The organism is Sphingomonas sp. AC522, from assembly GCF_979258125.1.
The window spans coordinates 3,215,191-3,229,067 of the sequence record NZ_OZ409836.1; the positions used below are offsets into that span (position 1 = coordinate 3,215,191).

At 65.5% G+C, this 13,877-nt stretch carries 14 protein-coding genes; 8 read left to right on the top strand and 6 right to left on the bottom strand.

Annotated elements, in window-relative coordinates; translation table 11 throughout:
* Positions 1-35 precede the first annotated feature (35 nt).
* From ACZZZM_RS16025 to ACZZZM_RS16045, 5 genes are read right to left on the bottom strand one after another with little or no spacing between them, the layout of a single operon-like run.
* On the bottom strand, positions 36-320 hold the full coding sequence (locus tag ACZZZM_RS16025) for an accessory factor UbiK family protein (RefSeq protein WP_463596071.1): 285 nt from the start codon (positions 318-320) through the stop codon (positions 36-38).
* 21 nt (positions 321-341) lie between these two features.
* A complete protein-coding gene (locus ACZZZM_RS16030) occupies positions 342-899 on the bottom strand; it encodes a TspO/MBR family protein (RefSeq protein WP_463596072.1) in 558 nt (185 codons plus the stop codon).
* A gap of 14 nt (positions 900-913) precedes the next feature.
* Positions 914-4,024: an efflux RND transporter permease subunit gene (locus ACZZZM_RS16035; protein ID WP_463596073.1), complete on the bottom strand. Its 3,111-nt coding sequence runs from the start codon at positions 4,022-4,024 to the stop codon at positions 914-916.
* 6 nt (positions 4,025-4,030) lie between these two features.
* Positions 4,031-5,077: an efflux RND transporter periplasmic adaptor subunit gene (locus ACZZZM_RS16040; protein WP_463596074.1), complete on the bottom strand. Its 1,047-nt coding sequence runs from the start codon at positions 5,075-5,077 to the stop codon at positions 4,031-4,033.
* A gap of 14 nt (positions 5,078-5,091) precedes the next feature.
* A complete protein-coding gene (locus tag ACZZZM_RS16045; protein WP_463596075.1) occupies positions 5,092-5,865 on the bottom strand; it encodes a TlyA family RNA methyltransferase in 774 nt (257 codons plus the stop codon).
* Positions 5,866-5,983: 118 nt separating this feature from the next.
* On the opposite strand from ACZZZM_RS16045, the gene ACZZZM_RS16050 reads away from it, so the two are divergent.
* Entirely contained in the window at positions 5,984-6,445 is a 462-nt protein-coding gene (locus ACZZZM_RS16050) for a lysozyme (RefSeq protein WP_463596076.1), read from the top strand.
* A 130-nt stretch (positions 6,446-6,575) separates the two neighbouring features.
* On the top strand, positions 6,576-7,253 hold the full coding sequence (locus tag ACZZZM_RS16055; protein ID WP_463596077.1) for an RBBP9/YdeN family alpha/beta hydrolase: 678 nt from the start codon (positions 6,576-6,578) through the stop codon (positions 7,251-7,253).
* A 124-nt stretch (positions 7,254-7,377) separates the two neighbouring features.
* Here ACZZZM_RS16055 and ACZZZM_RS16060 read toward each other — a convergent pair whose 3' ends face one another.
* Positions 7,378-7,740, bottom strand: coding sequence for a lysozyme inhibitor LprI family protein (locus ACZZZM_RS16060; protein WP_463596078.1), 363 nt, complete (start codon positions 7,738-7,740; stop codon positions 7,378-7,380).
* Between the two features lie 67 nt (positions 7,741-7,807).
* Between ACZZZM_RS16060 and ACZZZM_RS16065 the strand changes: the two genes are divergently transcribed.
* The 6 genes from ACZZZM_RS16065 (at position 7,808) to ACZZZM_RS16090 (ending at position 13,843) form a co-directional block, all read left to right on the top strand.
* Positions 7,808-8,779 carry an alpha/beta hydrolase gene (locus tag ACZZZM_RS16065; protein WP_463596079.1) on the top strand — a complete coding sequence of 324 codons (972 nt, stop codon included), beginning with the start codon at positions 7,808-7,810 and terminating at the stop codon, positions 8,777-8,779.
* A 120-nt stretch (positions 8,780-8,899) separates the two neighbouring features.
* Positions 8,900-9,286 (top strand): MerC domain-containing protein, encoded by a 387-nt coding sequence (locus ACZZZM_RS16070; RefSeq protein ID WP_463596080.1) that lies wholly within the window; start codon positions 8,900-8,902, stop codon positions 9,284-9,286.
* Positions 9,287-9,330: 44 nt separating this feature from the next.
* Complete coding sequence (locus ACZZZM_RS16075) at positions 9,331-9,789, top strand: Fur family transcriptional regulator (RefSeq protein ID WP_463596081.1); 459 nt, start codon at positions 9,331-9,333, stop codon at positions 9,787-9,789.
* Between the two features lie 125 nt (positions 9,790-9,914).
* A complete protein-coding gene (gene dxs / locus ACZZZM_RS16080) occupies positions 9,915-11,840 on the top strand; it encodes a 1-deoxy-D-xylulose-5-phosphate synthase (RefSeq protein ID WP_463596082.1) in 1,926 nt (641 codons plus the stop codon).
* Positions 11,841-11,975: 135 nt separating this feature from the next.
* Positions 11,976-12,641 carry a hypothetical protein gene (locus ACZZZM_RS16085; protein WP_463596083.1) on the top strand — a complete coding sequence of 222 codons (666 nt, stop codon included), beginning with the start codon at positions 11,976-11,978 and terminating at the stop codon, positions 12,639-12,641.
* 74 nt (positions 12,642-12,715) lie between these two features.
* Positions 12,716-13,843, top strand: coding sequence for a helix-turn-helix transcriptional regulator (locus tag ACZZZM_RS16090; protein WP_463596084.1), 1,128 nt, complete (start codon positions 12,716-12,718; stop codon positions 13,841-13,843).
* Positions 13,844-13,877 lie beyond the last annotated feature (34 nt).

Sequence of the window (13,877 nt, forward strand, 5' to 3'; positions counted from 1 at the left end):
CTGTCGAAAAGCTGTGGAAAAGGGGTTCGGTTCCCTCAGAGCTCGATAGGAGGCTTCTTGGGTGCCTTGGGCTTGGCCGCCAATTGCGCCTCGAGGGCGGCGATGCGGCTCTTAAGCTCCTCCGCCTCGTCGCGCGCGGCTGCGGCCATTGCCTTCACCGCATCGAATTCCTCACGGCCGACGAAATCGAGCCCGCCCAGCCATTCCTTGGCGCGTTCGCGGGTGGCGTCCGCGCCTTCGCGCGCCATGCCAGCCATGGTGCCCGCGGCACCGTTCACGAACTTGACGAAATCGTCGAACAGACGGTTGTCGCTCTGCATTTCCGGCCTTCCTAGCTGAACTCAGTGAATCTGGATTTGGTCAGCCGAGCGCGAAGGTACAAGGCTTGCCGCGTTCGGATTGAGTTCGTTGATCTGGAACAACAGATATCCGGCAAAGCCGATCCAGGCGAGATAGGGAATGAGCAATATCGCCGCGCCCATGCGAATCCGCGCGAAGAGGATCGCCGTGATCAGCGCCAGCACGAACAGCACGCCGATAATGATCAGTGCCGGCACGACCTGGTGCATCCCGAAGAATACAGGTGACCAGGTGAGGTTTACCGCCATCTGCAGCGCAAAGACGACGAGCGCCGGGCCACGAAGCGTCGATCCACGCGCGTTGATGATCATCGCCAGCGCCAAGCCGAGCAGGATGTAGAGCACCGTCCAAGCCACTGGAAACGCCCAGCCCGGCGGCATGATCTCGGGCTTCACCAGCCGCACGAACCATGGATTTTCGTCGCCGGACGGAGCCAGCCGTCCCGAAGTGAAGCCGAGCAGCAGGATGAAGGGAACGGTGACCACCGCCCAACGCAGGAAAGCGAGCCTGAGCTGTCCCTTGGATGCGATTTCCCTCAACTTCGCAAAACTCCCTACTCGGCTGGCTGCGGCGCCGTTTCTTTCTGCAGTGCCGCATCCAGCGCCCGGCCCACCGCCTCCGGCGAACCCGTTCTTTTTGCCAGCCTAGAGTAGAGAATGGGAATTAGGAACAGGGTGATCAGCGTGGCGATCGAGACTCCGAAGACGATGACCACGCCGATCGAGGCGCGCGCCGCCCCGCCCGCCCCGCCGGCGATCGCGAGCGGCACTGCACCTGCAACGGTAGCGATCGACGTCATCAGGATGGCGCGAAGGCGGCGTTGGGCGGCTTGGCGGATGGCGTCGGCGATTTCGGCGCCTTCGTCCCGTAGCTGGTTGGCAAACTCGACAATCAGGATGCCGTTCTTTGCGGCGAGCCCGACCAGCATCACAATTCCGATCTGGCTATATAGATTGAGCGACCACCCGGTCATCATCAGTCCTATCAGTCCGCCACCGACGGCGAGAGGCACGGTCATGATGATCACGCCTGGGTGCACGAAGCTCTCGAACTGCGCGGCGAGAACGAGATAAACGATGAGGATGGTGATGCCGAACACGGCGATGATCGATCCGCCTGTCTCGACAAATGCCTGGCTTTCGCCGCGATAGCCGACGGCCAGCACTTCGGGCGAGGCTGCGGCCTGCTCCTGCAGGAAGGTCAGCGCTTCGCCCATCGAATAGCCGGGCGCGATGCCTCCCTGGAGCGTGATCGCGCGGAGCTTGTTGAACCGGCCGAGATCGCGCGGGCCCGCCGCCTGGCGCGTCGTGACGAGGTTCGACAAGGGAATCAGCCCGCCATCGCGCGCGCGGACGTAGATCGAAGCGAGGTTGGACAAATTCTCGCGATCGCTTTCCTCGGCCTGGACGATTACGCGATATTCCTCGCCGCGATCGACATAGGTCGAGACCCGGCGCGAGCCGAGCAATGTCTGTAGCGCCTGGCTGACATCGGCGACCGACACGCCGAGATCGCCCGCACGCTGAGTGTCGACATCGACGCGCAGCTGCGGCTTGGTTTCCTTGTAGTCCGAATCGAGATTAACGATTCCGGGGTTCTGCGCGGCAGCGGCGAGGATGCGGTCGCGCGCCTTGACCAGATCCTCATAACTGGTGCCCGCGATCACGAAGCCGATCGGCTGCCCGCGCCCGCGCCCCAATGCCGAGCGAACTTGGGCGTTGCCGCGCACTGCCGGCAGCCCGGCGAGGATCTTGTTGAGCTCGGTCGCGACTTGCTGCGTCGTCGTCTCGCGATCTTCCCAGGGCTTGAGAAACACCGTGAATGCACCGCTGTTGAAATCGTCGCTGGCCCCGAACCCGCCCGGCGTGCGGGTAATGATCGTGCGAACCGCGCCCTTATCGATCAGCGGCAGCACCTTGGACTGCGCCTCGGTCATGTAGCGGTCCATCTGGTCGAAGCCGGTGCCCTCGGGGGCACTGACCTGGACCTGGGCGATGCCCTGATCCTCGGCGGGCACGAGTTCCGAACGCAGCGTCGCATAGCCGAGCCCCGCGACGGCGAGGAAGACGACGATACCCAGCAACGGGATCAGCGGCTTGCGCAGCGAACGATCGAGCCCGCGGCCGTAGAGGTTCTCGACCTTGCCGAATTGCCGATCCACCCAGCCGGTGAACTTGCCGCGCTCCTGATGGCGCAGCAGCTTCGAACACAGCATCGGCGTAAGGCTGAGCGCCAGGAAACCCGAAAAGGCCAGGGCACCGATCATCGCCACGGCCAGCTCGCGGAACAGCAACCCGGTCTGCCCGGCCAGGAAGCACACCGGCACGAACACCGCGATCACCACCAGCGTCGTTGAAATTACGGCAAAGCCGACCTGGCGCGTGCCCTTATAGGCAGCGACCAGTGGCGGCTCCCCTTGCTCGATCCGATGATAGACATTCTCGAGCACTACGATCGCATCGTCGACCACCAGCCCGATCGCGAGCACCAGTGCGAGCAAGGTCAGCAGGTTGATCGAAAAGCCGAACAGCCACAGCACCGCACAGGCGCCGAGCAGACAGATGGGCACGGTGATCGCCGGGATGAGCGTTGCGCGCCAGCTTCCCAGGAACAGGAAGATCACCAGCACGACGAGCACCGCAGCTTCGGCCAGCGTGTGCCATACGCTTTCGATGGCACGGCCGATGAACTGCGAATCGTCCGAGCCGACGTCGAGCGTCATTCCCTGGGGCAGGCCCGGACGAAGATCTTCCATCATCTTCTTGGCGGCATCCGCGACTGCCAGCGTGTTGGCACCCGATTGGCGCACGATGCCGAGGCCTACCGAGGGCGCACCGTTGACGCGGAAGCGCGAATAGGGGTTTTCTGCTTCCTGCTCGACGCGGGCGACGTCGCCCAGCTTGACCTGGTAGCCGTCCGCGCCGCGCCCGACGACGAGGCTCGCAAAGCTTTCCGGGCTCTGGAACGGGCGATTGACGCGCAAGGTGGTGTTCTGCTGACCCGATTCCAGCCGCCCGGCCGGAAGCTCGACATTCTGGTTGCGGAGCGCTGTCTCGACATCGCCCGGCGTCAGACGGAAGGCCGCCAATTTGCCCGGATTGAGCCAGACGCGCATCGACGGGCGCGCCTCGCCGCCGACGAACACGCGGGCCACGCCATCGATATTGGCGAAGCGATCGGTGAGGTTGCGATCGACCCAATCGGACAATTGCAGCTGGGTCCAGCCCGGGCGGCTGACCGTGATGAACATGATCGGCGACGCATCGGCATCGACCTTGCGCACCTGCGGCGCGAGCGCATCTTCCGGCAAATCATTGGCGGCGGCCGAAACGCGATCGCGCACATCGTTGGCCGCCACGTCGATATTGCGGCCCGGGCGGAATTCGACCGAAATGTCCGAATTGCCGTCGCGCGAGCGCGAGGTGATCGTCTGGAGGCCCTCGACGCCGGACAATTGCTCTTCGAGCACCTGCGTGATCCGCGCCTCGATGACGCTGGCGGCAGCGCCGGTATAGGTCGTCTGGACCGAGACGATCGGCGGATCGGTATCGGGATATTCACGGACCGACAGCGACAAGAACCCCACCACGCCGACAATGACGAGCAGGATCGACATGACCGCGGCGAATACCGGGCGGCGGACGGAGAGGTCCGAAATCAGCACTTGCTGCTACTTCGCCTGGGGCTTGGCGCCGGGGGCACCGGCAAGGCGGACCTTCTGGCCATCGGCGATCTTGACCACGCCCTCGGTCACCACGCGCTGGCCGGGCTGGAGCCCTTCGAGAATCTCCACCTTGCCCTGCTGGCGCAACCCGGTCTTGACCGGCACGCGCTTGGCCTTGTCGCCGTCGATGACGAACACGAAGCTCTGCTCGCCTTCGCCGACCACTGCGAGTTCGGGCACCGCCAGCGAATCGCGCGCGGCGCTCTCGATCGTCACCGACAGCAGCATCCCAGGCTTCAGCTTGCGATCGCCATTGGCGAGAATCGCGCGCACCGTGGCGGCGCGGGTTTCGGCGTTGAGCACTGCGTCGATCGTCGCGACCGTGCCGCGGAAAGGCTGGTCGGGATAGGCCGCGGCCCGCGCCTCGATCACCAGCCCCGGCTTGACCTGAGCGAGCAGCGTCTCGGGCACGGCGAAGTCGAGCTTGATCTTCGAGATGTCGCTGATCTGCGCGATCTCGGTGCCGGCGCTAGCAACTGCGCCCGCCGAGATGTTGCGAAGCGAGGCCCAGCCCGAGAAGGGCGCGCGGATCACGCGGTCGCCGATCGATGCGCGTGCCTGGGCCGCCTGCGCGCCAGCCTGGCCCGCCAGCGCGACCTGGGTGTCGACGGCGCTGTTGGTGGCGAAACCGCGCGACTTGAGTTGCTGGAGGCGATCGAGCTGCTGGCGCGCCTCACGCGCCCGCGCGCCGGCTTCGGCGAGCTGGGCGTTCTCCTGCCCCGCCGCGAGCACGGCGATGATCTGGCCGCGCTGGACGAAATCGCCATCATCGAAATTAAGCCGCGTGATCCGCTCGGTGACCGGGGCGGAGAGCGTTACCTGCTCGTTGGCGCGCGCCGTGCCGACGGCATCGATCCGCTCGACGAAGCGCATCGTTTCCGCCGCCGCCGCAGTCACGAGCGGCGCCTCGCGGCCCTTCGTCTGGGAGCTGCCGCCTCCCGAGCATCCGGCTGTCATCGCGGCAAGCGCGATCAATCCCAATAAATTTCGCATGATTTCCGTATGGGCTATTCGTGGCCCTCGTTAAACGCAAGCGATTGCACGGATGTTTCCCGCACCGCAGCAATCAAAAACTCCACATTTCCCTCGGGCCCGGTGATCGGGCTCTCGACCACGCCCGCCACCTGCCAGCCGCGGCTGACTACCCAATCGGCAACTTCGCGGCATACGCGCGAATGGATCTCGGGATCGCGGACCACCCCGCCCTTCCCCACTTCGTCGCGCCCGGCCTCGAATTGCGGTTTGATAAGCGCCAGCAGCCTGGCGCCGGGAGCAGCGAAGCCCAAAGGCACGTCGAGCACCTTAGCCAGGCCGATGAAGCTGGCATCGCAGACGATCAGGTCGACAGGCTCGGGGATGTGGGCGCCAGTCAACACCCGCGCGCTGGTCTGCTCATGGACGAGCACGCGCGGATTCTGGCGCAGCTTCCAGGCGAGCTGATTGGTGCCGCTATCGACTGCATAAACTCGCGCCGCGCCATTGGTCAGCAGCACGTCGGTGAAGCCGCCGGTCGAGGAGCCGACATCGATGGCGACAGCGCCGCTGACGTCCCAGCCGAAATGGGCGAGCGCATGGGCCAGCTTGATGCCGCCGCGCGAGACCCAGGGATGATCGCGCCCGCGCACGTCGAGCACAATGTCTTCGGGGAAGGTCTGGCCAGATTTGTCGACCTTGCGGTCACCGGCGAAGACCAGCCCCGCCATGATCAGCGCCTGAGCGCGTGTCCGGCTCTCCGCCAGCCCGCGATCGACGAGCATCTGATCGGCGCGCTGCTTGGCCATGCGCCCCTATGAAGCCGCCCGTGCGCAGGTGCAACCGATGCGGACGCACAAGTCGTAACGGAGCCGGTTTCAATGTGATATTTCCGTTGCTTGGTCCGGGAATCAGGGGAGAAAGCCGGTGACGCCAAGTCCAGATTGCGTGTCGTTGATCCAGGAATTCGAAGGCTGCGCGAAGCGCCAGGCCGATGGCAGCTTCGTCGCCTATCCGGATCCGGGAACCGGCGGCGATCCCTGGACGATCGGCTGGGGCTCCACGGGCAACGACATCAAGAAGGGCGTGATCTGGAGCCAGCAGCAATGCGACGACCGCTTTTCCGCGCATCTGACGACTTTCGCCGCTGGCGTGTCTAACGCCCTGGCCGGCGCCAAGACATCGCAGAACCAGTTCGATGCGCTGACCAGCTTTGCCTATAATGTCGGCGTGGGGAATTTGCAGAGCAGCACGCTGCTGCGCAAGCACAAGGCCGGGGACTATGCCGGCGCTGCCGCCGAATTCGGCAAGTGGAACAAGGCCGCGGGCAAGGTGATGGCCGGCCTCACTCGCCGCCGCGCAGCCGAAGCGGCGCTTTACGCGCGCTGAAAGCGCTCCCTGCGAAGACGGAAAATCCGATCGCCGCATGCGCGCTTCGCTCCACCGCAGCGGCTATTGCCTATTAAATTAATGGGAATAGAAAAGAGGTCCGGCCATCCCTCGCGTAAGAGAGCGGATTATGACGATCTTCAGCCCCCATGACGACCATTCGCCGATCATTCTCACCGTCCCCGGCCTGGGCGGGTCGGGGCCTTCGCACTGGCAGACGCTGTGGGAGCAATCGCGGCCCGATACGAGCCGCGTCGAGCTCGGCATGTGGGATACGCCGCATCGCAATGCCTGGGTGACCAAGCTCGACCAGGCGATCCGCCAGGCACAGGCGCCGGTGGTGCTCGCCGCGCACAGCCTCGGTTGCCTGGCCGTCGCCTGGTGGGCCGAGCTTTCGGGGCAGCCGTTTGGCTGGCCGGTCGTCGGCGCGCTGCTGGTGGCGCCCGCCGACGTTGCCCGGCCGGGCGCGCGGCCGGAATTGAGCGGCTTCAGCCCGATACCTTCCGGCCCCCTGCCCTTTCCATCGATCGTCGTTTCGAGCAGCGACGATCCCTGGGTCGCGCCGGATCGGGCGCAGGCGATGGCGCGGAGCTGGGGGAGCTACTTCGTCGACGCCGGACCGCAGGGACATCTCAATGCCGCCAGCGGGATCGGCTGGTGGCACGAGGGCCAGGAATTGCTCGATCGCGTGCTCGATACCGCCTCGGATCGCAGCGGCCGCATCCGCTCGGCGGCCGAAGCGCGTTCGCTGCTGGCGATCAACGCGACCGATGCCGCGCAATCGCATTATCTCGGCGCCAAGGCGTGATGCGCGCTCGTGATTGGCCGCACCTCATGGCCGAGTGGCCGCATCGGACTGGCAACCCGCCCGCGAAACCCTAGATAGGGCTAGCGGGCTTGGCCGGGTGGCGTGCCCTAGAGCGCCACCCGGCCTATTCTGCGCCTGTGCTGCCCATTTCTCCGAGATATTCGTTGCGCGCGTCGATTATAGCGGCACGGCAGGTGTAGAAATGCACCGCCTGCCCTTCGCGGCCGAACGCTCCCGTCGTCCAGTATCGGCAGCTCTTGTCGCGAAAGGCGAGCCATAGCCGCTGTTCTTCGAGCAGAGCCGCCTTGGTGGGCGCGTCGAGATCGGCGACCGCGGACTTCCACGCCGTGTTGAGCGCAGCGTCGCGCCGCTCGAGCAGCGCCGTGCCGCACGCGACGAAGTCGGGATTGGTGACCGCTTTGTCCATGCAAGTGTCGTAGCCGTCGTCCAGAGCGAGCGACGCGGCGAGCGCGAGGGTAATCAACATGCGGTTCCTCCAACTGCCCGCCTCATAGCGATTGCGCGGGCGGGGCGCGAGCGGCACAGATGGGCACATGGATCGCCGCGACCTTCTCGCCGCCGGGCTCGCCGGCATGGCTCTCGCTCCTGCCGCGCAGGCGCGCGCGGTGAAGGGACCGGTCAAGCCGGATGCGAGCTTCAATCTGTGGCCCGGCGAAGCGCCCGGGCTGACGAACCCGGCACTCGACGATCATGTCTGGGCACGGTCGAAGGACCTGGGCTTTCCCGATCGCGCGATGGATCGCATCCGCACGCCCCGGCTCGACGTATTTCGCGCCAAGAAGCCGAACGGCGCGGCGGTGCTGATCATCCCTGGCGGCGGATATCAGCGTGTCGTGCTCGACAAGGAAGGCTATGAGCTCGGGCCGTGGCTGGCCGCGCGGGGGATCAGCGCGTTCGTGCTGTTTTACCGGCTGCCGGGCGAGGGCTGGCACGACCGGATGAACGCGCCGCTGGCTGATGCCCAGCGCGCGATGCGGCTGATCCGCTCGCGCGCCGCGGAGTTTCGCGTCGATTCGAAGCGCGTCGCGGCGATGGGCTTTTCCGCGGGCGGGCATCTGTGCGCCAGCCTCGCCACCAGCTTCGCGCGCAAGACCTATGTGCCCGTGGATGCCGCCGACACACTTGATCCGCGCCCGATGCTCGCCGCGCCGATCTATCCGGTGGTGTCGATGGATCCGGCGATCGCCCATGGCGGCTCGCGCAGCCAGCTTCTCGGCCCCGGTGCCAGAGCGGAAACTGCGCGCGAACATTCGCCCGAACGCCTCGTGACCAGTGCCACGCCGCCCTGCTTCCTGGTCCATGCCGAGGATGACGAGACCGTCCCTGTCGACAACAGCATCCGCCTGCGCGCCGCGCTCAAGGCCGCGGGCGTGCCGGTCGAGACGCATATCTTCGAGAAAGGTGGCCACGGCTTTGGCTGGGGCCGGCGGACCGAAGGGTTGCCCGCGCATTCCTGGCCGGAGCTCTATCTCGCCTGGGCCAAGACGCACGGACTATTGGGCTAAGCCCACCCCCTCGCGGGGGTGACTAAAATCAAATTGGCTTGATGGAACGCCTCACGGCCCCACACATTTCCTCGCGATGATATGTTGTACCTTTACCTATCCCGGTCTATATGAGCTCCCATGCCCGTGAGTCTCCCGCTGGCCCGTTTCTGGGGCTCGATAGACACGCGCTTCGATCGCATCGCGATCGGAGTGAGCGGGCTGTGCCTGGTGCATTGCCTGACCACCACGATTCTGCTCACGCTGATCTCGTCGGCGGGCGGCTTGCTGAGCCCGGTGATCCATGAGGTTGGCCTGACGCTGGCGATCGGCTTTGGCATTCTCGCGCTCGGCCGGGGCATCTTCATGCACGGCTATATGATGCCCGCAGTCGTGGGATCGTTCGGCCTCGGCATCATGGCCGGCGCGCTCAGCCTGCCGCATGGCGAGTTCGAGATCTTCTGGACGCTGGTCGGGGTCAGCCTGGTCGCGCTCGGCCACGATCTGAACCGCCGCGCGACCTATTGAGTCGCTAACTTGCGGCAAGCCGCAGGCGCGCCTAAATCCAAATCATGCACGCCCACGATCATCACGAGCACGAGGGCCAGAACCTCACCCGCGCCGCCCAGACCACGCTGGAAAAGTCCGGCGAGCAATGGACTGCGATGCGCGAGCGCGTGTTCGAAGCACTTGCCGGGTTCGACAAGCCGGCCTCGGCGTATGACATCGCCGAGGCGGTCTCCAAGGCTGAGGGGCGCCGTGTCGCCGCGAACAGCGTCTATCGCATCCTCGACTTGTTCGTCGGCTCGAACCTCGCCCGCCGCGTCGAGAGCGCCAATGCCTATATGGCCAACACCCACCCGGATTGCCTGCACGACTGCATCTTCCTGGTTTGCGATTCGTGCGGCCAGACCACCCATATCGACGATGATGTGATCACCAAGTCGGTGCGTTCGGCAGCCAAGGGCACCGGTTTCTCCCCCGAGCGTCCCGTGATCGAAGTCCGCGGCAAATGCGCCGACTGCGACTGAGCATTTCACCGAAATCTCAGCCGTCCCTCATGATATCTGCATTGCACTGCTTCATTTCGGGGCCGGTCGACGCATCGTGCGTTAGCCAATCGACAGTGTGAATGTGCAGGAGTAAGTGCGGTCAAATGGCTGATCTTCCGAAAACGCCGCTGCTCGACACTGTCGATACGCCCGCCGACCTCCGCAAGCTCGATCCCAAACAACTCCGCCAACTCGCCGACGAGTTGCGCGTCGAGACGATCAGCGCGGTAGGCACCACTGGGGGCCATCTCGGCTCGGGGCTAGGCGTGGTCGAGCTGACCACTGCCATCCATTATGTGTTCAACACCCCCGAGGACCGGCTGATCTGGGACGTCGGCCATCAGTGCTACCCCCACAAGATTCTCACCGGCCGCCGCGACCGCATCCGTACGCTGCGCCAGGGCGGCGGGCTCTCGGGCTTCACCAAGCGCAGCGAGAGCGAATACGACCCGTTCGGCGCGGCGCATTCGTCCACGTCGATCAGCGCGGCCCTCGGCTTCGCGATCGCCAACAAGCTCAACGACAAGCCCGGCAAGGCGATCGCAGTGATCGGCGACGGCTCGATGTCTGCAGGCATGGCCTATGAGGCGATGAACAACGCCGAGGCTGCGGGCAATCGCCTCGTCGTCATCCTCAACGACAACGACATGTCGATCGCCCCTCCCGTCGGCGGCCTCTCCGCCTATCTTGCGCGCACCGTCTCGTCGTCCAACTATCTCGGCCTGCGCAGCTTCGCTAAGCGCGCGATCCGCCGCATCTCCAAGCGCGTCCACAACGCCGCCGAAAAGGCCGAGGAATTCGCCCGCGGCATGGTCACCGGCGGCACGCTCTTCGAAGAGCTCGGCTTCTATTATGTCGGCCCGATCGACGGCCATAATCTCGACCACCTCATCCCGGTGCTCGAAAATGCCCGTGACAGCGAGCACGGCCCGATCCTCGTCCATGTCGTCACCAAGAAGGGCAAGGGCTATGCCCCGGCCGAAGCCTCGGCCGACAAATATCACGGCGTCCAGAAGTTCGATGTCATCACGGGCACGCAGGACAAGGCGCCTCCAGGACCGCCGCAATATCAGAACGTGTTCGGCGAAACCCTCGCCAAGCTCGCCGAGACCGATCCGCGCATCGTCGCGATCACCGCGGCCATGCCCTCGGGCACCGGAGTCGACCGATTCGCCAAGGCGCATCCGGACCGCGCCTTCGACGTCGGCATCGCCGAGCAGCACGCGGTGACCTTCGCCGCCGGCCTGGCCGCACAGGGGATGCGCCCGTTCTGCGCGATCTACTCGACCTTCCTCCAGCGGGCATATGACCAGGTCGTCCATGACGTCGCGATCCAGAACCTCCCCGTCCGCTTCGCGATCGACCGCGCCGGGCTGGTCGGTGCCGATGGCGCCACCCACGCCGGGAGCTTCGACGTCACCTATCTGGCGACGCTCCCCAATTTCGTCGTGATGGCGCCCGCGGACGAAGCCGAACTCGTCCACATGACCTATACCGCCGTCGAATATGACAGCGGCCCGATCGCACTGCGCTACCCCCGCGGCAACGGCACCGGCGTCGCGCTCCCCGAGACGCCGCAGCTGCTTGAGATCGGCAAGGGGCGGCTGGTTCGCGAAGGCAAGACCGTCGCGATCCTCTCACTCGGCACGCGGCTGGGCGAAGCGCTCAAGGCCGCCGACACGCTGGAGGCGAAGGGCCTGAGCACGACGGTCGCCGACCTCCGCTTCGCCAAGCCGCTCGACGAAGCCCTGATCCGCCGCCTGCTCACCAGCCATGAAGTCGCGGTTACGATCGAGGAAAATTCAGTCGGTGGCCTCGGCGCGCACGTTCTGACCATGGCCAGCGATCAGGGCCTGATCGATGGTGGCCTCAAGCTGCGCACGCTGCGCCTGCCGGATGTGTTCCAGGATCAGGACAAGCCCGAGAAGCAATATGCCGAGGCGGGGCTGGATGCGGATGCGATCATCGAAACCGTGCTCAAGGCGCTGCGCTACAACGAAGCCGCAGCCGAGGGCGGCGCGCGGGCTTAAACGGCGCCGAGCTGGCTGAAACCGGCATAGTGCAATTGCACTAACCGGGACGGATCGACTTCCAAGGCTCCCCCGAGCGAACATGCCGGCTCTCTGGGCTACCGTGTGGGTGGCCCGCATTCGGGGAGCTGACCAATGCTGCACAAGTTCGCTTCGGCGCTGATAGCCGTGTCCTCTTTCGCTCTGATCTCGGCAAGCGCGCCCGCGCCCGGCGTCGCGCAGGCAGCGGGAGCGCGAACCGTTCGCGCAGTCTGCTGCAAATGCCTGGACGGCAGCAAGCCCACGGCCTCGATCTCCACCGGCACGGCCCCCTGGCGCGCGGCCAATTCCGCGGGCGGCACCACGCTTACGCCGGTCATTGCCGCCGGCAACCCGGCATGGACGGCACTTCCGGGCAGCAAATGGGTGGGTCCAACCGGCGCGCCAACGGGCGTCGGCAACTACACCTACGAACTTATCATCGAAGTGCCGCGCTGCGTCATCGGGCCGCAGGTGTCGATCGAGGGGCGCTTCGCTGCCGATAACAGGGCGACGGTCACCTTCGATAACAATCCGGTCGCAGTATCCGCGGGGTCGGCCAATCTCGGCTTCCAGCCCGGCGGCGTCACGCCCTTCACGATCACCGGGGTCACGCCCGGCACGCATGTGCTCCGCATAGTCGTCTACAATCTCAGCACGGTGACCGGCCTCAATGTATCCGGCCAGGTGACCACGGCATGCCCGGGCAAGACCGAGCTTGGCGCCCGCTCGGATCCCGCCAAGAAGCTGGCCAGCGCCTGCAATTGCTCGCCCAAGGCGTAAAGCTTCGGCTCTCGCTCTTTCATTACGCTTGCGCTATAATTGCAGAGTTACGCAGGTGATGGGGAACGCCGAGCGTGCTGAGTCTGGACGAGCATGATGCATGCGTCGCCGCTTTATATAGTGCGGCGGCAGGGCAGCAGGAGTGGCGATCGGCCGTAGGGCCGGTCGCCGACCACCTTGGGCATCAGGCCGGGGTTCTCGTCGTCGTCGATGAGGGCGCTGCGCATATCCGGGCCGAGGCCTATGGCGCCGACGACGATTTCGCCAACCGTTATTATGCCAGCGAGACGTTTCGCAATGATCCCCGCACGCCCTATTTCCTGTCCGTCGCACCGGGCCAGCTATATTTCGATCGCTGCCTGTACGACGTCGAGAAAATGCAGCGGGATGAGCGGGTGCGATACACCGCCGACGCGATCGGGCTCTCCTATCAACTGGGCCTTTCGCTCCGGCTTCCCCGCCAACAGGCCGGCATGTTCACCCTGCTCAGCACCGAGCGGGACGGTCAGGCTTCGGAAGAGGCGATCGCGGCAATGCGGCGGCTCGCTCCGCACATCGAGCAGGCTGTCGCATTGGGCGAACTGCTGGCACGCTCTGCGGTGACTCAGGATGCGCTCCTGTCGGCGATGGCCTCGAAGGCGGATGGCGTGATCTTGCTCGATTATAGCGGAAGGGTGACCTTCGCGAACCCCGCCGCCGAGGCGATCCTGGCATTGGGATTGGGGCTGCGGTGGCACGACAAGAGCATCGCCGCGAGCCGCGGCCCGGAAAATCGCCGGCTTCAGCAATTGATCGTCTCGGCAACGGCCTCGGCGAGCGAGGCGGCGTCGGCGCGGCCTGGAGGCCAGACCCTGATCAGCCGTGGCGCGAACGCGCGGCCGCTGGTCGTGCGCATCATCCCGACGCCACCCAGCGCGGGATGCCTCGGAACGATGAGCAGCGCATGCGCCATCCAGATCCATGAACTTGCCCCCGCGCCAGCGCCGCAAGCGAGGCTGCTTCAGGACCTGTTCGGCCTCAGCGTGCGCGAAACCGATCTGGCGCTGGCGCTGATTTCATCGACGACGCTGGTGGATGCCGCCGCCACTGCGAGCATGTCGTACAATACTGCGCGCAACCATCTGCAGCGCATCTTTCTCAAATGCGGCACGCGCAGCCAGGCCGAGACGCTGGCGCTGATCGCCGCCCTGCCGAGAGGCTGACCGCCCCGTCCGGGACTGGCCAATTCCGCGCATC